Source organism: Actinomadura litoris (genome assembly GCF_009733595.1).
GTDB lineage: Bacteria > Actinomycetota > Actinomycetes > Streptosporangiales > Streptosporangiaceae > Spirillospora > Spirillospora litoris.
This window is the reverse complement of the sequence record NZ_WOFH01000002.1, coordinates 227,637-245,967: the sequence shown is the minus strand read 5'-3', so window position 1 is coordinate 245,967 and position 18,331 is coordinate 227,637. Positions and strand designations below refer to the sequence as shown.

At 74.3% G+C, this 18,331-nt stretch carries 15 protein-coding genes; 7 read left to right on the top strand and 8 right to left on the bottom strand.

What is annotated here, in order from left to right; genetic code table 11:
- Window positions 1–42 precede the first annotated feature (42 nt).
- Window positions 43–2,826: an ABC transporter substrate-binding protein gene (locus GNZ18_RS05540; RefSeq protein WP_156215013.1), complete on the top strand. Its 2,784-nt coding sequence runs from the start codon at window positions 43–45 to the stop codon at window positions 2,824–2,826.
- Window positions 2,827–2,854: 28 nt separating this feature from the next.
- Here the strand turns inward: GNZ18_RS05540 and GNZ18_RS05535 are convergent, their stop codons facing one another.
- Together GNZ18_RS05535 and GNZ18_RS05530 are read right to left on the bottom strand one after the other, a co-directional pair.
- Window positions 2,855–4,315 carry a sensor histidine kinase gene (locus GNZ18_RS05535; RefSeq protein WP_312874317.1) on the bottom strand — a complete coding sequence of 487 codons (1,461 nt, stop codon included), beginning with the start codon at window positions 4,313–4,315 and terminating at the stop codon, window positions 2,855–2,857.
- The gene (locus tag GNZ18_RS05530) at window positions 4,312–4,965 is read right to left on the bottom strand and encodes a response regulator transcription factor (RefSeq protein ID WP_214618754.1); all 654 of its coding nucleotides are present in this window, start codon (window positions 4,963–4,965) and stop codon (window positions 4,312–4,314) included. The genes GNZ18_RS05535 and GNZ18_RS05530 overlap by 4 nt, the downstream gene beginning before the upstream one ends.
- A 204-nt stretch (window positions 4,966–5,169) precedes the next feature.
- On the opposite strand from GNZ18_RS05530, the gene GNZ18_RS40735 reads away from it, so the two are divergent.
- A complete protein-coding gene (locus tag GNZ18_RS40735; RefSeq protein WP_173390660.1) occupies window positions 5,170–5,346 on the top strand; it encodes a hypothetical protein in 177 nt (58 codons plus the stop codon).
- A gap of 67 nt (window positions 5,347–5,413) precedes the next feature.
- On the opposite strand, the gene GNZ18_RS05525 is transcribed toward GNZ18_RS40735, so the two are convergent.
- The 3 genes from GNZ18_RS05525 to GNZ18_RS05515 are packed head-to-tail and all read right to left on the bottom strand — an operon-like array spanning window position 5,414 to window position 8,354.
- Window positions 5,414–6,223: an inositol monophosphatase family protein gene (locus GNZ18_RS05525; RefSeq protein WP_156215012.1), complete on the bottom strand. Its 810-nt coding sequence runs from the start codon at window positions 6,221–6,223 to the stop codon at window positions 5,414–5,416.
- A complete protein-coding gene (locus GNZ18_RS05520; RefSeq protein ID WP_156215011.1) occupies window positions 6,220–7,152 on the bottom strand; it encodes a ferrochelatase in 933 nt (310 codons plus the stop codon). Before GNZ18_RS05520 ends, GNZ18_RS05525 begins: the two co-directional genes overlap by 4 nt.
- Before the next feature lie 47 nt (window positions 7,153–7,199).
- Window positions 7,200–8,354 carry a lytic transglycosylase domain-containing protein gene (locus GNZ18_RS05515; RefSeq protein ID WP_156215010.1) on the bottom strand — a complete coding sequence of 385 codons (1,155 nt, stop codon included), beginning with the start codon at window positions 8,352–8,354 and terminating at the stop codon, window positions 7,200–7,202.
- Window positions 8,355–8,478: 124 nt separating this feature from the next.
- Between GNZ18_RS05515 and GNZ18_RS05510 the strand changes: the two genes are divergently transcribed.
- Together GNZ18_RS05510 and GNZ18_RS05505 are read left to right on the top strand one after the other, a co-directional pair.
- Window positions 8,479–9,687 carry an MFS transporter gene (locus tag GNZ18_RS05510; protein ID WP_156215009.1) on the top strand — a complete coding sequence of 403 codons (1,209 nt, stop codon included), beginning with the start codon at window positions 8,479–8,481 and terminating at the stop codon, window positions 9,685–9,687.
- Between the two features lie 37 nt (window positions 9,688–9,724).
- Window positions 9,725–11,035 (top strand): D-arabinono-1,4-lactone oxidase, encoded by a 1,311-nt coding sequence (locus GNZ18_RS05505; protein ID WP_156215008.1) that lies wholly within the window; start codon window positions 9,725–9,727, stop codon window positions 11,033–11,035.
- Window positions 11,036–11,040: 5 nt separating this feature from the next.
- Here the strand turns inward: GNZ18_RS05505 and GNZ18_RS05500 are convergent, their stop codons facing one another.
- Window positions 11,041–12,003, bottom strand: a complete 963-nt coding sequence (locus tag GNZ18_RS05500) for a hypothetical protein (RefSeq protein WP_156215007.1) — start codon at window positions 12,001–12,003, stop codon at window positions 11,041–11,043.
- Window positions 12,004–12,446: 443 nt separating this feature from the next.
- Here GNZ18_RS05500 and sepH point away from each other — a divergent pair, with 443 nt between their 5' ends.
- Window positions 12,447–14,141, top strand: coding sequence for a septation protein SepH (sepH, locus tag GNZ18_RS05495; RefSeq protein WP_156215006.1), 1,695 nt, complete (start codon window positions 12,447–12,449; stop codon window positions 14,139–14,141).
- 10 nt (window positions 14,142–14,151) lie between these two features.
- Here sepH and GNZ18_RS05490 read toward each other — a convergent pair whose 3' ends face one another.
- Window positions 14,152–15,576, bottom strand: a complete 1,425-nt coding sequence (locus GNZ18_RS05490; RefSeq protein WP_312874316.1) for a PH domain-containing protein — start codon at window positions 15,574–15,576, stop codon at window positions 14,152–14,154.
- Entirely contained in the window at window positions 15,573–16,133 is a 561-nt protein-coding gene (locus GNZ18_RS05485) for a PH domain-containing protein (RefSeq protein ID WP_242886607.1), read from the bottom strand. Before GNZ18_RS05485 ends, GNZ18_RS05490 begins: the two co-directional genes overlap by 4 nt.
- A 265-nt stretch (window positions 16,134–16,398) precedes the next feature.
- Here GNZ18_RS05485 and GNZ18_RS05480 point away from each other — a divergent pair, with 265 nt between their 5' ends.
- Both GNZ18_RS05480 and GNZ18_RS05475 read left to right on the top strand, forming a co-directional pair.
- A complete protein-coding gene (locus GNZ18_RS05480; RefSeq protein WP_156215005.1) occupies window positions 16,399–17,418 on the top strand; it encodes an ATP-binding cassette domain-containing protein in 1,020 nt (339 codons plus the stop codon).
- A complete protein-coding gene (locus GNZ18_RS05475) occupies window positions 17,415–18,227 on the top strand; it encodes an ABC transporter permease (RefSeq protein ID WP_156215004.1) in 813 nt (270 codons plus the stop codon). Before GNZ18_RS05480 ends, GNZ18_RS05475 begins: the two co-directional genes overlap by 4 nt.
- Window positions 18,228–18,331 lie beyond the last annotated feature (104 nt).

The window sequence follows — 18,331 nt, the reverse complement described above, 5'->3', positions numbered from 1 at the left end:
CGGGCCGGGGGACCCAGGTAGCGGCCACCGGAAAGGACACAGATGGCAGAGGTCGCCCCTCTCCGCGCGGGTGATCCGGCCCATCTCGGGCCCTACCGGCTGACCGGCCTGCTCGGCGAGGGCGGGCAGGGGACGGTGTTCCTCGCCGAGGACGAACCGGGCCACCGCGTCGCGGTGAAGCTGCTGCACGCGCGGTTCAGCGGCGACGCCAAGGCCCGGTCCCGGTTCGCGGCCGAGGTGGCGGTGGCCAAGCGCGTCTCGCCGTTCTGCACCGCCCGCGTCCTGGACTCCGACGTGGAGGGCGACCGGCCCTACATCGTCAGCGAGTTCATCGACGGCCCCTCGCTGTCGGAGGTGCTCGCGGCCGAGGGCCCGCGCACCGGCGCCGACCTGGACCGCGTCGCGATCGGCACGATGACCGCGCTCGCCGCGATCCACCAGGCCGGGGTCGTGCACCGCGACTTCAAGCCCGCCAACGTGCTGCTCGCCCCGGACGGCCCGCGCGTGATCGACTTCGGGATCGCGCGGGCGCTGGACGCCACCGGCACGCTGTCGAGCACCGCCATCGGCACCCCCGCCTACATGTCCCCCGAGCAGATCTCCGGCGCCCGGGTCGGGCCGCCCGCGGACGTGTGGGCGTGGGCGGCGACGATGGCCTACGCCTCGTCGGGGCGCCCGGCGTTCGGGCAGGACTCGATCCCCGCGGTGATGCACCGCATCCTCAACATGCCGCCCGACCTCGGGGCGCTCGCCGAGCCGCTGCGCGGGCTCGTCGCCGGGTGCCTCGCCAAGGACCCGGCGCTGCGGCCGCAGTCGCAGCACGTCCTGGCGTACCTGCTGCGGCTCGCGGGGAGCCTGCCGGAGCCGGGCGCCGCGTCCGGGGCCGGGGACGCCGGGGAGCCCCACGACAGCACGATCCTCAACCAGGGCGCCGAGGCCGCCGCCGAGTCGGCGGGGCTGTCGGCGGGGTCGCACGCCCCGCCCGCACCGCTGCCGCCCCCGTTCCCGCCTCCTCCCCCGGGGCCCGCACCGGTGATGGCGCCGCACGCCCCGGCGATGGCGCCCGCGCCGGGGCTCCAGGGGCAGGTGCCCGGCGGGCCCACGTGGCCGTCGAACGGGGCGTCCTCCGGCGGGCCGACCTCGCCCTTCGGAGACCCGTCCCCGCGAAAGCCGAACAGGACGGGCGGCGGGAAGCGGCGGCGCGGCATCGGCGTGCTCGCCGGGGCGGGCGGCGCGGCGCTGGTCGCGCTGGTCGTCACCGGCACGGTGATCGCCGTGCGGATGAGCGGCGACGGCGACCGCGACCCCGCCCCGCTCGGCCGGACGGGCGGCACCCTGGCCGTGGCCGCCCGCGGCGATCTCGGCACCGGCTCGGAGATCGACCCCTCGCACAGCATCTCGGGCACCGCGCGCTTCCTGGGAAAGCAGCTGTTCACCGGCCTGACCGAGACGGCCACCGACGGCAGCGTCCGCAACCGGCTCGCACTCTCGGTCCAGCCCGACGCGACCTGCAAGACGTGGACGATCGCCCTCAAGGAGGGGACGCGGTTCAGCGACGGCACGCCGGTCGACGCGCAGGCGTTCGCGCGCGGCTGGGCCCGCGCCGCCTCGGTCACGACCGGGGACTCGCCGCTGCTGATGGCCGACATCGACGGGTACGCGCTGGTCTCGGCGGGCAAGGCGGCGGAGTTCTCGGGGGTCAAGGTCACCGGCGGCGGCGGCCTCGTGGTCACGCTGACCTCGCCGAACTGCGACTTCCCCGCGCGGCTCGCCGATCCGGTGTTCGCGCCCGTCCCGGTGAGCGCGGGCAAGGCCGACAACGCGACCTACAACATGGAGCCCGTCGGCAACGGCCCGTTCAAGGTCGCCTCCTACGCCAAGGGCAAGTCGGTCACGCTGGCCCGCAACACCGCGTGGGCGTTCGGGCAGGCGCGGCTCGACCAGGTGACCGTCCGGCTGGACTCCGACACCGCCGCCGGGCGCGCGGCCTTCGCCGCGGGCCAGGTCGGGTGGAGCCCGCTCGGCAACGACGACCCGGTGGCCGCGGGGCAGCCCAACGTGACCACGCGGTTCCTGCCGTCCGCGCGGATGCTGGTGCCGATCACCGCGCGGGGCGCGATGTCGTCCAGGGAGGCGCGGCTCGCGGTGTCCTACGCCCTCGACCGCGACGAGATCGGCAAGGCGCTCGGCGGGGTGAGCCGCCCGGCGCACGGGGTGGTGCCGGCGGCGCTGCCCGGGTTCGGGAAGCCGGGGGTGTGCCCGTCATGCGACGCCTCCGATCCCGCGAAGGCCAAGGAGCTCGCGGCGCAGGCGGGGCTGAAGCCGGGGACGAAGGTCCGCCTCTACATGCAGAACCTGCCCGCCTACCAGCGCCTCGGGACGGTCGTCGCCGCCCAGCTGGAGCGGACGCTCGGCTGGGAGATCGAGCAGCGGTCCTCGGACTTCCCGGCCTACCGCAAGAACGTCGTCGCGAAGGACGCGTCGGGCCTGGCGTTCTTCGCCTGGTCGCCCGACTACCCGACGCCCTACACGATGCTGTGGAGCCTGCTGGGCAGCACGGGGGTCGCCACGGAGGAGAACTCCTTCTACAACCTCGCCGGCTACAAGAACACCCGCTTCGACGACCTGATGTACCGGGCGGTGCGGACCGTCCCGGAGGGGCCGCGGGCCGACCTCTACAAGCAGGCCGAGAAGGTCGCGCTGGACGACATGGCGCTGATCCCCCTCGCCGAGCTCGGACGCGCCGCCCAGCGCAGCGACAGGTACGTGGGGCTGGAGCTCGACTTCGACGGCGACCCGACCCTCGCGACCGCCGCCCTCAAGTAGAACCCGGAAGGCGGGCCGGGCGGGCGGGTCAGCCGGGCGGCAGGCGGACGGTGACGATCAGCCCGCCGCCCGGACGCGGCGCCGCGTACACCGCGCCCCGGTGCGCGAGCACCACCGAGCGGACGATCGAGAGCCCGAGTCCCGCGCCCTTGGCGGACTCGACGCGGTCGGCGTTCAGCCGCCGGAACGGCTCGAACAGCCGCTCCACCTCGTAGGCGGGGACGGCGGGCCCGGTGTTCTCGACCTGGACGGTGGCCCAGCCCTCCAGCAGGCCGGTGCGGATCCACAGCTCGCCGACGTCCTCGTTGTGCTTGACCGCGTTCTCGACGAGGTTGGACACCAGGTGCTCCAGCAGCACCGGGTCGCCGAGCGCCGTCCCCGACGTCAGCTCCGGGTGGACGGACACGTCGTTGTCGTGGTCGCGGCGGGCGGAGTGCTCCAGCACGGTCGCGGCGACCTCGGCGAGGTCGACGGGGGTGCGGGTGGTCAGCTCCCGCTCGCTGCGGGCGAGCAGCAGCAGCCCCTCGATGAGCCGCTCGTGCCGGGCGTTGGTGGCCAGCAGCGTCCGGCCGACCGCGCGCAGGTCGTCGGACACCTCGGGGTCGCCGAGCGCGACCTCCAGCAGCGTCCGGTTGATCGCGAGCGGGGTCCGCAGCTCGTGCGAGGCGTTGGCGACGAATCTTCGCTGGGAGTCGAACGCCTGCCCGAGCCGCTCCAGCATCGCGTCGAAGGTGTCGGCCAGCTCCTTGATCTCGTCGTCGGGGCCCTCCAGCGCGATCCGCTCGTGCAGGGTGCTCTCCGACAGGCGGCGCGCCGTCGCGGTGACCCGCTGGAGCGGGCTGAGCGCCCGGTCGGCGACGAAGTAGCCGAGCACGAGCGTGATGATCCCGACCCCGCCGAGCGCGACCAGCGACCGCCCGACGAGCTGCTTCATCGTCTGCTCGACGAACTGGTGCTGCACCTCGGCGGCCGTCTCCGGGTCGTTGATCCCGAACCCGACGACCTTGACGCCGCCGAGGATGTTGGCGACCAGGATCGACATCACGAACAGCAGCAGCGCGCCCGCCATGAAGAACAGCAGCCCGTACAGCAGCGTCAGCCGCAGCCGGACGCTCATCCGGCTCGGCAGCGCCTTCAGGTCGGTCGCGAACGAGCCGCCCTCGGTGCGCCACACGCCCTTGGCGCCCTGGCTCGGCTGCGGGAACTGCTGCGGGCCCGGCCGCCGCCACGGCTGCCCGCGCCGCCCGCCGAGAGGGGCCGCCCGCGTGTGCCCGGCGCCCGCGACATGGTCGTCGCCGGACGCCTCGTCGGCGCGGGAGGTGTTCGGTTCCGGCCGCTCCGGGGCGCCCTTGCCGGGCTCGCCCCTGTTGGGCTCGGCGGCGGGCGAGGCGGCCTCGGGGAAGGGCTCGGGGCCGGCCCCGGGGACGGACGCGCCGGGCGTCTCGTCCGGCCCCTCGGGGCGGCCTCGGGGCGCGGAGCCGGGGCTCACAGCCGGTACCCCACGCCGGGCACGGTCTCGATCACCGGCGGGTCGCCCAGCTTCTTGCGCAGCGTCATCATCGTGACGCGCACGACGTTGGTGAAGGGGTCGATGTGCTCGTCCCACGCCTTCTCCAGGAGCTGCTCGGAGCTGACGACCGCCCCGTCCGCGCTCAGCAGCACCTCCAGCACGGCGAACTCCTTGCGGGTCAGCTCCACCGGGCGCGCGTCGCGGTGCACCTCGCGGCGGGCCGGGTCGAGGGTGATCCCGGCGCGCTCCAGCACCGGCGGCAGCGGCGCGGCGGCGCGCCGGCCGAGGGCCCGCACCCGGGCGATCAGCTCGGCGAACGCGAACGGCTTGGCCAGGTAGTCGTCGGCGCCGATGGACAGGCCCTCGACCCGGTCGTCCAGCTCGCCCGCCGCCGTCAGCATGATGATCCGCGCCGGGTAGCGGCGCGACACGAGCTGCTTGCACACGTCGTCGCCGTGCACCTTCGGCAGGTCGCGGTCGAGGACGATCACGTCGTACTCGTTGACGCCGGCCCGCTCCAGCGCCCCGCCGCCGTCATAGGCGACGTCCACGGCCAGCGCCTCCCTGCGCAGGCCGGTGGCGATGGCGTCGGCGAGCACCCGCTCGTCCTCGACGACTAGAACACGCACTGCGTCCCCCTCCGGCCGGGGCGCCTCCGCCCCGGGATCCAGGTATGCCACGGAGCCCGTAAGACGCCCGTAAGCACCCGTTCAGACCGCCGTCCGCGACCCCGCCTAGGCTCGGCGCAAGGATCCGCGAAAATTGCATCGGCGAGCAGGTTTACCTTCAGCCTAAGGCTGGGTAGGGCTCGGGCACGATCCGGGAGGAGGCCCATGGGCGAGTTGTCACGCATGATCCACCAGCGCCTCGACGACGCGTACGCGTCATTGCGCAGCGCCCACGCAGATGGCGACACCTACCTGGTGGACATCCGCCAGGAGGAGATCAACGAACTGCGCCGGATCGCAGCGAACAACGATATCGGCGTGGAAGCTCCAAGCTGCGACTGACGCGAAACGCCCAGCGATTCATCTGGAGCCCGGGGTCGTGGCCCCGGGCTCTCAGCGTCTCCGGGGCTCAGTCCCTGAGGGGGTCGAGGCCCGCCAGGAGGGCGTGGAGGTCCTCGAAGGTGCCGGGGCCGGCGGCGATCGTCAGCTCCGGGCCGGCCGGGGCGCCGCGCAGGCCCTCGACCCGCCCGCCCGCCTCCTGGACGATCAGCGCCCCGGCGGCTGTGTCCCACTCCTGGACGCCGCGCTCGTAGTAGGCGTCGACCCGTCCGGCGGCCAGAGCGCACAGGTCCACGCAGCAGGACCCGCCCCGGCGGATGTCGCGGACCGCGGGCAGCACCCCGGTGAGCACCCGCGCCTGGCTCGCGCGGCGGGCCGCCGAGTAGCCGAACCCGGTCGCCACCAGCGCCCGCTCCAGCGGCACCGAGGGGCTCACGCGGAGCTCCCGCGTCCCGGACGGGCCGTGCAGCAGGGCCCCGGCGCCGCGCGCGGCGGTGTAGGTCTCGCCGCGGCGCGGCAGCACCACGGCGCCCGCGAGCGTGACGCCGCCGGACTCGGCCGCGATGCTGACGGCCCAGTCCGGCAGGTCGTAGAGGTAGTTGACGGTGCCGTCGATCGGGTCGATCACCCAGCGGACGCCGCTGGCGCCCTCCCGGGTGCCGCCCTCCTCCCCCAGGAACCCGTCGTCGGGGCGCGCCGCCGTGATCCGGTCGATGATCAGGGACTCGGCGGCGCGGTCCATCTGGGTGACGACGTCGGTGGGGCTCGACTTGGTCTGGACGACGTCCGGCCCCTCCAGGGGCCGCTTGTCGACCAGCATCCGGCCGGCCTCCCGCGCGGTCGCGGTGGCCAGCTCCAGCAGTTCCCCGGCCAGGCTCATGGCCGCTCCCCCGTCCCTGTGTGCGGCGACCCGGCCAGCAGTTCGCGGGGCAGCGCCGCGAAGCGCGGGTCGGTGTCCGGCGTGGCGGCACGGGCGAACGCGAGGCCGAGGGCCTCGGCGCGCTCGGCGGCCTCCACGTCGAGGTCGTACACGACCTCCATGTGGTCGGACACGAAGCCGATCGGCACGACGGCGACCGCGCGGACCCCGTCGCCGTGGAGCTTGTCCAGGTGGTCGTCGATCTGCGGTTCGAGCCAGGGCTGGCCCGGCGGCCCGCTGCGGCTCTGGTAGACGAGGTCGAAGGGCGTCCCCGGGGCGGCCCTCTCCGCGACCGCGCGCGCGGCCTCCTCCAGCTCCGCGACGTACAGCGCGCGGTTGGGCTGGGAGAGGGGGACGCTGTGCGCGGTGAACACCAGCCGCGCGCCGCCGGGGAGGCGGCCGAGGGCGTCCCTGGCGGCGTCCGCGAACGGGTCGAGGAAGCCGGGCCGGTCGCTGTAGGCGGGCAGCTTGTCGATCACAGGGGCGCCCGGGACCTCCTCGCGGGCGCGGGCGATGTCCTCAAGGTACTGGTCGTTGGTGGAGTAGCCGCTGTAGGCGGAGGTGACGAACGCCGCCGCCCGCGTGATCCCGTCGGCCTTCATCCGCCGGACGGTGTCGGCGAGGTAGGGCGTCCAGTTGCGGTTCCCCCAGTAGACCGGGAGGTCCACGCCGTGGGCGGCGAAGTCGGCCTCGATCGCGGCCTTGAGGTCCCGGCAGAGCCGGTTGATGGGGCTGACACCGCCGAACCGGTAGTAGTTCTCCCCGACCTTCTCCAGGCGCGCGCGGGGGATGTTCCGCCCCCGCGTCACGTTCTCCAGGAAGGGGATCACGTCATCGGGCCCCTCCGGCCCCCCGAAGGACAGCAGAAGCAACGCGTCATACGACGTCATGTCCCCCATCCAACCAGCCCTCCGCCGATGCCCCCGCCCGGGGGCGATCAGCGGTAGCGCGCCTCGTAGGCCCTGGCGAGGCCGAGCACCTTCCGCACGTACCAGTCGGCGTGGTTGTACTGCCACACCGCCCGGTAGAGCCGCTCCCCTCCCCCGCCGGCGCCGTTCGCGCACAGGTACTTGGCCGCGCCCGGGACGGCGTCGAAGGGGTTCGTGATGTCGGCCTTGCCGTCGCCGTCGCCGTCCACGCCGTAGGCGCGCCAGGTCGCCGGGAGGAACTGCATCGGGCCGAGCGCGCCCGCGCTGGACGGCCCGGCGTCGCGCCCGTGGTCGCTCTCGACCTGGCCGATCGCGGCGAGCACGGTCCAGGACAGGCCGCGGCAGCTCCGCGCCGCCTGCCGGTACAGGTCCAGGTAGCTGCCGGGGCGGCCGCCGTCGCCGGACGTCCGGTACCTCCCCTCGTGCAGGTTCACCACGTTCGTGCCGCGCCCGAGGAGCCCGGTCACCGCGGCGGCGACCTTGGCGGGGTCGGCGCCGGGCGCGTTGACCAGTACCGCGATGTCGGGGACGAGGCCCATCCGCGCCCCGGCGTCCCGTCCGACCAGCATGTCGATGCCGGGCAGGCCGAACTGGCCCGAGCCGCCCATCGTCAGCGTCGGCACCGTGCGGGCCACGACCGGGTACGGGAAGCCCCGGCTGAGCCGGAGCTGGTCGGCGGCGGACGGGGACACCGCGAACTGGCCGCCCTCCAGCGCCGACCACAGGTCGGTCTTCTTCGCGGTGCCCGGCGGCGTCCACGACCGGAACGAGGACGGGTCGACCGCGAGCGCGTTCACCTGCCGCCCCTGCAGCTGGACGGCGCCGCCCGAGACCGCCACCACGTCCCGGACCCCGGAGATCCTCGTGACCTTCGCGACCTGGACGGGGGAGATCGGCTTGCGCGCGACCGCCAGCACGTCCGGCGGGACGACCCGGCGCAGCGGCGCCACCTGGCCGCCCTCGGCCACGTTCACCGGCCCGCCGGGGCCGCCGGGCGACACCTCGCCCCGGGGCGCGCTCGCGCGGACCGGGTTGTCGTCCTCGAAGGTCAGCGCGGCGTACAGCCCGCCGGAGGCGGTGGCCACGGCGAGCAGGGCGATGGCCGCGACGGCGGCACGCGTCCTGCCGCGCGGTGCTGGTGGAGGAGCCACAACATGTCCCAACGAGGATCGCTACGGGTGGGTTACCTGTCTTTTCACTTCTTCCCCCCAGGTAACGTGATCATTGGGCTGAAGTCGCAGAACATGGCTCGGGGCCGCCGTTCCCCGGGGGGCGGGGGAGGATCGGTTGGCCAGTCCGTACCGGCAGCTGCTGGCGATTCCGGGGGCCCGGCTCTTCGTCGCCGCGGGCCTCGTCGGCCGCATGTCGATGTCCATGGAGGGCATCGGAATCGTCCTGATGGTGTCCGCCGCCACCGGATCGTACGGTATCGCCGGAGCCGTCAGCGCGACCCTGGCGCTCGGCTTCGCCGCCGGGGCACCGCTCACCGCGCGCTTCGCCGACCGGTACGGCCAGCACCGCGTGCTCGTCCCGGTGGTGCTGGCGAACACGGCGAGCTACACCCTCCTGATCGTCTTCGCGCAGGCGGGGCTGCCGGTGTGGACGCTGTTCGCGGCGGCCGCCTCGGCGGGGCTCACCCAGATCTCGCTGGGCGCCTGGGTGCGGGCGCGGTGGTCCCACGTCCTGCGCGACGCGCCCGAACGCGTCCACACCGCCTACTCGTTCGAGTCGGTCGTGGACGAGACGATCTTCATCACCGGGCCGATGATCGTCACGGCGCTGTCCACCGGCGTCCATCCGGCGGCGGGCGTCGCCGCCGCCGCGGCCTTCACGCTGGTGGGCTGCCTGGCGCTCGCGGGCCTGCGCGACACCGAGCCGCCGCCGCGCCCGCGCGAGCCTGGGGCCGGTGACCGCGGCATCCTCAGTAATCCCGGTGTGCTCGTCATCGCGCCGGTCTTCCTGATGCTCGGCATGGTGTTCGGCGCGATCGACGTCAGCGGCGTCGCGTTCGCCGAGGAGGAGGGGCACAAGGCGCTCGCGGGCGTGCTGCTCGGCTGCTACGCGCTCGGCAGCGGCTCGGCGGCGCTGTGGTACGGCGCGCGGCACTGGCGCAGGCCGCTGTCCCGGCGGTTCCTCGCGGGGCTGGTGCTGCTGACGGCGGGTCTCGTACCGCCCGTCCTCGTCGGGGACCTGTACCTGATGATGTTCGTGGTGTTCTTCTCCGGCCTGGCGATCTCCCCGACGATCATTCCGGGGTTCGGGCTGGTGGAGCGGCTGGTCCCGCCGCGGCAGCTCACCGAGGGGCTGGCGCTGGTCTCCACGTCGGTCGGCATCGGCGTGGCGCTCGGGTCCTCGCTGTCGGGACGGGTGGTCGACGCGCGGGGCGCGCACGCGGCGTTCTTCGTCCCGCTCGGCTGCGCGGTGGTCGCGGCGGTCGTCGGCCTCGCGGGCGCCCGCTCGGTGCGGGCGCGCGAGATCGCCGCCACGAGAACGTGAACTTTTCTCACATACAAGCGCCGAGTAGAGTCGGCGCATGTCCCCCGAGACCAACCTGACGTGGCGGAACTGGGCGGGAAACCAGCGGGCCGAACCGGTGCGGGCGCTGGCGCCGCGCACCGCCGGGGAGGTGGCCGACGCCGTCCGCGCGGCCGCCCATGACGGGCTGACCGTCCGGATGACCGGCACCGGGCACTCCTTCACCGGCGCCGCCGTCGCCGAGGGCGTGCTGCTGCGCCCCGACGCGCTCACCGCCGTCCGCTCGGTCGACACCGCGACCGGCCTCGTGACGGTAGAGGCGGGGCTCCCGCTGCACACGCTCAACCGCGTCCTGCACGAGCACGGCCTCGCGCTGGCCAACATGGGCGACATCCAGGAGCAGACCGTCGCGGGCGCCCTCCAGACCGCCACGCACGGCACCGGGCGCGACGCCGCCGGGCTCGCGTCCCAGGTCGCCGCGCTGGAGCTCGTGCTCGCCGACGGGTCGGCCGTCACCTGCTCGCCCGCCGAGCGGCCCGAGCTGTTCGACGCCGCCCGCGCGGGGCTCGGCGCGCTCGGCGTCGTCACCGCCGTCACGTGGAAGACCGTCCCCGCGTTCCTGCTGCGCGCGCAGGAGGCGCCGATGCGGTGGGACGAGGTGCTCGCGCGCGTGGACGAGTTCGACTCCGCCAACGAGCACTTCGAGTTCTACTGGTTCCCCCACACCGAGGGGTGCCTCACCAAGCGCAACAACCCCGTCGCGGGGCCCGCGCGCCCGCTGTCCAAGGCGAAGCACTGGCTGGACGACCGGTTCCTGTCCAACACCGTGTTCGGCGCCGTCAACAGGGTCACCCACCGGGCGCCGGCCTCGACCCCGTTCGTCAACGGGGTCTGCGCCAGGCTGCTCGGCGCGCGCGTCTACAGCGACACCTCCTACAAGGTGTTCACCAGCCCGCGGACGGTGCGGTTCAAGGAGCAGGAGTACGCGATCCCCCGCGAGGAGCTCGTCCCCGCCCTGCGCGAGCTCCGGGCCCTGTTCAACCGCAGGGACTGGCGGATCGGCTTCCCGATCGAGGTCAGGGTGCTGCCGCCCGAGGACGCCTGGCTGTCCATGGCCTACGGGCGCCGGACGGCGTTCATCGCCGTCCACGTCTACCACCGCGCCCCGCACGAGGAGTACTTCCGCGCCGTCGAGAACCTCCTCGTCGCCTTCGGCGGGCGCCCGCACTGGGGCAAGCTCCACACCCGCGACGCCGCCTATCTGGAGAAGGCGTACCCGAGGTTCGGCGACTTCCGGGCCCTGCGCGACGAACTCGACCCGGACCGCCGCTTCGCCAACGCCTACACCACCCGGGTCTTCGGCGACTGACGCGCTCACTCCGCCGGCGCGTTGCGCTGCTGCTCCTCGCCGCCGGGCTTCTCCTCGCCGCCGGGGTTCTGGCTCGACGGCGCGGAGCTGCCGGGCGCCGTCGGCGCCGTGGGCACCGTGGTCGTCGGCTTGTCGGTCGGGCGCTCGGTCCGCGGCGGCACCGGCTCGTCCGTCGCGGTGCCGGTCGAGGGCGTGCCGGTCTTGGGCGTCTCCCCCGACGGGCCGCCGCTCGGCTCCTCGTCGGTGGGCCTCTCGCTGCCCGACGGCCCGTCCGAGGGCGTCTCGTCGGTGCGCCCGCCGCCGCCGCCGAGGACCTTGGTCACCGTCAGCCCGTTGCCCTTGTCGCCGATCGGGCTGCCGGACGCCGCCTCGAACAGCGTGATGCCGCCGAGGACGAACGCGAACACCGCCGCCGAGGACAGCACCAGCGGCACCCAGCGCTGCCTCGCCCAGGCCACCGTGCCCTCCCACGCGGACCTGCGGGCCGCCTCGCGCACCGCCTCCTCGCCCGCGAGCCCGGCGAGGTCGCCCGCGACCGCCTGGGACGGATCCAGCCGGGTGGCGTTCGGGTCCATGTACGCGGCGCCGGGTTCCAGGCGCGTGGCGCCGGGGTCGTCCAGCCTCCTCCGGACGGCGTCCAGGTCCAGGTCCGTGCGCGTCGCGTTCGGGTCGGACCACACCGCCGTCCGCGTCGGGTCCGCCTCGACCGCGCGCGCCGCCGCGTCCTGCGCCGCGTCCCTGCGCTCCGCCGACGCCTGGACGTGCGTCAGGTCCTTGATCTGCTCCCGGCCCTGGTCCAGGTAGTGCTTGCACACCGCGGCCCCGGCGGTCGAGGCCACGCTCATGAAGGCCGCGCCCAGGATCGTCCCGTACACGCCCAGGTACGACGCCCCCACCGCGGCGGCGGCCGTCGCCATCCCGCTCGCGATGAGCTGCGTCGTGCTCAGGTCCGGCAGCTTGCCCGGCATCCGCCCCGTTCCCCCTGTCTGATCGACGACAAATACCCCGAACGGAAACTAACCGCCACATCCGGGTGTTCCGAACACGGACGTGATGCTCGCTACGCCAAACGGGTGGAGCCGGGAGGCCACGTCAGGCACAGTGTGGAAAAGGATGCACAAGAATCAGGCAGGGCGGCCACGGGCGGACCCGGTGCCCGGCAAGCTTGGTCAGGTGCCCTCTTCGGCCTCGTGAGGAGGGCTTCGAGAGCGGCGATGTTCGGACATGCCGGGTACGGTGCTGGCAGCAGGTGTGTCCGAAAGAGAGACTCGGGAACCCGGGGGAAGGGCACGCATGCGCCCTCGGCGGGCACTGGACGACCGGCGGGTGGGAGCACGATGGAGGCGGGCTTCCCACCGGCGGCGTGGTCCGGCGCCCTCCGTGCCGTCTGGACAGGGCAGGAAGGACACGCATGCAGGAGCTGCGCCTCGTCGCGGTCAGCGAGGACGGTACGTACCTCGTCCTGGCCACCGCGGGCCGAGGCACCCGGTTCACCCTGCCCGTCGACGACCGGCTCCGCGCCGCGGTCCGTGGGCACTTCTCCCGCCTCGGCCAGTTCGAGATCGAAGTGGAGAGTCCCTTGCGTCCCAAGGAGATCCAGGCCCGTATCCGGTCCGGCGAGACCGCTGAGGAGATCGCCGAGTCCGCGGGCATCCCCGTCGAACGCATCCGCTGGTTCGAAGGGCCGGTCCTTCAGGAACGCGAGTACATGGCGCAGCAGGCGCAGCGCGTCGCCGTGCGCCGGCCGGGCGAGTCGACCCCGGGCCCGCCCCTCGGCGAGACCGTCGAGGAGCGCCTCGGCCGCGGCGGCGTCGACCTCGACGAGGCCGAGTGGGACTCCTGGAAGTGCGAGGACAACACCTGGCGCGTCCGCCTGTCCTTCTTCGACAACGGCCGCCCGCACGCCGCCGAGTGGGTCTTCGACCCGCGCCGCCGCCACGTCTCCCCGCTGGACGAGATCGCCGCCCGCCTCACCGCCGTCGAGTGGGACGAGGAGTCCCTGTCCGACACCGTGACCCCGCTCGTCCCGCGCCGTCCGGCGATGAAGGTCGTCTCCGGCGACCGCGGCCTGCCCGCCGAGCCCGAGCCGGCCGCCGGGCCCGAGCCGCTGCGCGCCGCCGAGCCGCGCGAGTACGTCATCGAGCGGGGCCGCGCGCTGGACCCGCGCCCCTCCTTCCCGCCCGCCCCTGAGCAGGCCCCGACTCCGCTGCGCGAGGCCGGTGCGCGCCGCGTCCCTCCGGCCGGGCCCGAGGAGCACCCGGTCGCGGAGGCCCGCGAGCCCGCCGAGTCGCTTGAGGACGCCCTCGCGCGCGGCGCCGCCCAGCTCCGCGAGGCCGCCGCCGCGTCCTCGCGCGACGGCGAGGCCGCCGACCTCGGCGAGGCCGCGGCCGACCACCGCCCGGCCGTGGACGGCGGCGAGACCGGCGACGCCCCGGAGTTCACCGACCTCCGCGAGGACGCCGAGGAGGAGGACACCGCCGTCGGGTCCGCCGCCGACGAGCAGGAGACCGCGCCGGAGCCCGAGGCCGCTCCCGGCGAGGCGGCCCACGCCGCCGAGGACGCCGAGGACGCCGAGGAGGAGAAGCAGGAGGAGGCGGCCGAGGCCGCCGCCGCCGAGGAGGACGCCGAGGCGTCCCCGGCGGAGCCCGAGGCCCCGCCCGCCGGCGCGGAGCACGACGGGGAGTCCGTGCCCGGGGAGGAGCCCGAACCGCCCAAGGCCGAGGAATCGGGCGAGGACGAGGCGGAGGAAGCGGTCGAGGAGGAGGCGCCCGAGCCCGCTCCCGCCGAGGACGCCAAGGCCGCCGAAAAGGCCGCCGAGACGGCCGACAAGCCCGGCAGGCCGGACGAGGCCGCCGACAAGCCCGACGACGCCGACCTGACCCCCGCCGCGCGGAAGGCGGCGCAGCGGCCCGCGCACCGGGCCCCGGCGAAGAAGAAGCCCGCCGGGCGGCCCGCCGTCCCCCCGGCTCAGGACAAGCCCGCCGCGGCGTCGGAGACCCCCGCGGCGGCGGCGCGGGCCGCGCGGGGCCGCCGCAAGGCCAAGGGCAAGCGCGCCTCCGTCCCGTCCTGGGACGAGATCATGTTCGGCGCCCGGCGCCCCGAATAGGCGCGCCGCGTCAGGGCGCGGCCGCGTCCACGGGGAGCGGGGCGTCCAGGAATGGAGCGAGCCAGGCCGGGGTGATGGACGCCGCCAGGGCGACGGCGTCGCCTTCGGCCATGTCCAGCGCGGTGTAGCCGCCCTCGCCCGCGCCCACGGCGACGAACAGGGTGGCGAGGCCCAGGCGGCGCTGGAACAGCGTCCGGCGGACGCGCCACCCGACGATCGCGCCGTGCTCGATCACCACCTGGCGGCGGCGGAGGCTGCCCGAGCGGACGGTGAGGAGTCCGGAGCCGGTGGCGTGCCCGAGCTGCCGGTAGCGGTCCAGGCCCAGCGGGACGGCGAACACCGCGAGCACCGCGCAGACGTAGGCGACCCAGAACTGCCCGGCCGCGACGGCGAGCAGCGCGACCCCGGCGGGCGGGGCCATGGCGCGCGCGACGCGCCGTCCCCGCGCGGCGGTGGGGTGCGGGAGCAGCGGCCCGGGGATCGCGCCGAGCACGCGGGTCGCCAGCGCCTCGGCGGCCGGGCGCGGCGCGGCGGGCAGCAGCCGCCCCCGGTGCGCGGCGTCGCCGAGGCCGGTGATCAGCGCCCCGAGCCGGGTGACCCCGGCGGCGCGCTCGAACGGGTTGTCGGCGAACTCGACGCCGCGCAGCCGGCGGCGCTCCAGCGACACGCTGCGCCGGGTGACCAGGCCGCGCTCGGCGACCAGCGAGCCGTCCCGCTCGTGGACGGTGAAGTCCCAGTTGAAGAGCGTGAAGACGATCACCGACATGACCGGCATCGCGATCAGGACGAGGATCGCCAGCGCCACGACCAGCGCCGTCGGCAGCCCGACGGCGCTGTGCCCGGCGCTCTCCACCCGCTCCTGGGTGATGAGGCCGAGGTCGTCGCCGAGGTTGTAGAGGGTGCCGAGGAGGCTGCCCGCCAGCGCGAAGGGCGTCAGCAGGTAGGCGCCGCTGAGCGGGGCGTACACGTACCAGCGGCGGCGCATGCGGCCGAGGACGCGGCGCGGCTGCTCGGTGCGGGTCAGCAGGACGCGGCGGAGCCGTTCGGCCTCGTGCCGGGAGACCGCGTTGAGCTCGCCCTCGCCGCCGTCCGCGCCCGCGTCGATGTGGACGACCGCGAGCCCGAGGAGCCGGTGCGGGAGGGACGTGCTGATGTCCACGCCCCGGATCCGGTCGCGCGGGATGCTCTTGACCGACCGTCCGATGAGGGAGCGGCGCAGCTCGATGCGGTCCTCGCGGACGATGTAGGTGAACGTCGCCCACCCGGCGATGTGGAAGAACAGGCCGAACGCCAGGCCGACGAGCGTGAAGTAGAACGCGGTGGACAGCCCGCCCACGACCAGGCCCGTCATCCCGGCGGCCAGGAGCGCGACCAGCTCCCGGACGGCGCCCACGACGAACGTCAGCGGATGGAGGCGCTGCGCGGGCCCGGTCACGTGGCGTCGTCGCGGAGGTCGTGCGCGCGGTGCGCCAGGTCGTCGGCCAGCCGGGTCGCGACGTCCACGGGCAGGCCGGAGACCTCCGAGGAGCCCGTGTGCGACGCGGTGTTGATCTCGATGGTGGCGAGCCCCAGCATCCGCTCCAGCCAGCCCTGCCCGGTCTCGACGGTCTGGATCCGCCCGACCGGCACCAGCAGCCACTCGCGGCTGAACCAGCCCGTGCGGGTGTAGACGACGTCCGCGCTCACCTCCCAGCGGTGGACGCGGTAGCGCCACACCGGCGCGACCGTCACCATCAGCAGGCCGACCGCGCCGACGAGGTAGGCCAGCCAGCCGACCCGGCCCGACAGCCAGCCCGGCAGGGCGTCCCAGCCAGAGTCGTCTATCCACGCGGCCACGCCGAGCGCGAGGCCGAACCCCAGCCCCCACAGCAGCAGGTACTCGATCGCCCAGTGCGCCATCGCGCGGGGGGAGACGCGGTTCGCGGGCGGCCGCAGACGCGGCGGGTGCGGCCCCCCGCCGTCCTGGTGGTGACTGCGCCGCACCGACGTCACACCGCGAGTTTAGAACCACCGGGCGTGCCTCCGGGCCGGTCGCGGGCCGGTCGCGGGCCGGTCGCGGCCGCTCCCGGCGGAGCCGGAGGAAGGGTTCACGGCGATCTCAGCGTTTTGTCAGTGGTGCGTGCGAGGTTGGAAGTCAGCACCTCACGGCGGCCGTGCCGCCGAAAAAGCTGATGCGGAACGCACCGGGCAACGCATACCTTGGCAGACCGTCTGCGCGAGAAGTGTCCGGCATACGAGAAAAGCCCTAGGAGATCCCATGACCTACGCGATCCAGGCCGACGGCCTGGTGAAGCGGTTCGGTGATACCGAGGCGCTCGCCGGCGTCTCGCTCACCGCTCAAGCGGGGACGGTGCTCGGCGTGCTGGGCCCCAACGGCGCCGGCAAGACCACCACGACCCGGATCCTCGCCACGCTGATCGAGCCGACCGGCGGCAGCGCCAGGGTCGGCGGGTTCGACGTGGTCAAGGAGGCGCACAAGGTCCGGCAGCTCATCGGTCTGACCGGGCAGTACGCCGGGGTCGACGAGATGCTCACCGGCACCGAGAACCTGATCCTGATCGGGCGGCTGCTCGGCATCCCGCGCCGCGAGTCCCGGGCGCGCGCCGCCGAGCTGCTGGAGCGCTTCCAGCTCACCGAGGCCGCCGAGCGCGCCGCCAAGACCTACTCCGGCGGCATGCGGCGCCGCCTCGACCTGGCCGCGAGCCTGGTCGGCCGCCCCCAGATCCTCTTCCTGGACGAGCCGACCACCGGCCTGGACCCGCGCAGCCGCAACGGCCTGTGGGACATCGTCCGCGGCCTCACCGACGACGGCGTCACCGTGCTGCTCACCACGCAGTACCTGGAGGAGGCCGACCAGCTCGCCGACGACATCGTCGTCATCGACCGCGGCCAGGTGATCGCGCACGGCACGTCCGACACGCTGAAGTCGCAGGTCGGCGGCCAGGTGCTGGAGGTCAGGCCGCTCCAGGAGTCCGACGTCGCCGCCGCGTCGCGGATCGTCGGCGAGATGGCCGGCGCCGAGCCGGAGGCCCGCGACGGGATGGTCTCGGTGCCGATCACCGACCCGCAGCTGATGCCCGCCGTGGTGCGGCGCCTGGACGACGCCGGCGTCACCGTCGGCGAGCTGTCGCTGCGCAAGTCCAGCCTGGACGAGGTGTTCTTCGCCCTCACCGGCCACCACACCGACGACATCGAGGCCGAGGCCGACGCGCTCGCCGGGTCGACCGACCTGAAGGCGTCCGACAAGGCGTCCGACAAGGAGGGGGCGTCGGCATGACGACCGCGACCTTCACCCCGCCGCAGACCCTCTCCAAGCGGGTCTCGCCGGGCACCACCGTCCGCAACGTGCTCACGCTGGCGTGGCGCAACCTGGTGCAGATCAAGCACAACCCGATGGAGCTGCTGGACCTGTCCATCCAGCCCATCATGTTCGTGCTGCTGTTCGCCTACGTGTTCGGGCCCGCGATGGAGGGCAGCGTCGACGCCTACCTCCCGGTCGTGATCCCGGGCATCATCGCGCAGAACGCGCTGTTCGCCGGGATGAGCACCGGGTTCGGGCTCAACACCGACATCACCAAGGGCGTGTTCGACCGGTTCCGCAGCCTGCCGATCTCGCGCAGCGCCCCGCTCGCCGGGCGGATCCTCGCCGACACCGCCAAGCAGGCGTGGTCGATGATGATCCTGCTCGCGGTCGGGTTCGCGATCGGGTTCCGGGTCGAGACGAACGTGCTCGCGCTGATCACCGCGTTCGTCCTGCTGCTGACCTTCGCCGTGCTGTTCTCCTGGACGTCGGTCTTCATCGCGATGAAGGTCAACGAGCCGGAGAAGGTGCAGATCTTCGGCTTCGTGGTGATCTTCCCGCTGAGCTTCCTCAGCACCGCGTTCATCAAGTCGACCCAGGGCATCCCGGGGTGGCTCGCCGCCGTGATGGACAACAGCCCGGTGACGCACCTGGTCGAGGCCATGCGCGGCCTGCTGGTCGGCGGCCCGGTGCTGAACCACGCGCTGATCGCGCTGGCGTGGGGCGTCGGCATCTCCGCCGTGTTCGCCCCCCTGTCGCTGCGCGCCTTCAAGCAGCGCGCCTGACCCCACGCGCGCTCGGCCCGACCCGGGCCGGACGCGTCCGACAGCCGGACGGCCCGTCCACCCCCTCGAACCGAGGCACCGGTGGCCGGGCCGTCCGGCTGCTC

Bases quoted from the DNA above. Each gene is read 5' to 3' on its own strand.
- GNZ18_RS05540 (WP_156215013.1), top strand. From the start codon at position 43: ATGGCAGAGGTCGCCCCTCTCCGCGCGGGTGATCCGGCCCATCTCGGG.
- GNZ18_RS40735 (WP_173390660.1), top strand. From the start codon at position 5,170: ATGGGCGAGTTGTCACGCATGATCCACCAGCGCCTCGACGACGCGTAC.
- GNZ18_RS05525 (WP_156215012.1), bottom strand. From the start codon at position 6,223: ATGAGCCTGGCCGGGGAACTGCTGGAGCTGGCCACCGCGACCGCGCGG.
- GNZ18_RS05520 (WP_156215011.1), bottom strand. From the start codon at position 7,152: ATGACGTCGTATGACGCGTTGCTTCTGCTGTCCTTCGGGGGGCCGGAG.
- GNZ18_RS05505 (WP_156215008.1), top strand. From the start codon at position 9,725: ATGTCCCCCGAGACCAACCTGACGTGGCGGAACTGGGCGGGAAACCAG.
- GNZ18_RS05500 (WP_156215007.1), bottom strand. From the start codon at position 12,003: ATGCCGGGCAAGCTGCCGGACCTGAGCACGACGCAGCTCATCGCGAGC.
- sepH (WP_156215006.1), top strand. From the start codon at position 12,447: ATGCAGGAGCTGCGCCTCGTCGCGGTCAGCGAGGACGGTACGTACCTC.
- GNZ18_RS05480 (WP_156215005.1), top strand. From the start codon at position 16,399: ATGACCTACGCGATCCAGGCCGACGGCCTGGTGAAGCGGTTCGGTGAT.
- GNZ18_RS05475 (WP_156215004.1), top strand. From the start codon at position 17,415: ATGACGACCGCGACCTTCACCCCGCCGCAGACCCTCTCCAAGCGGGTC.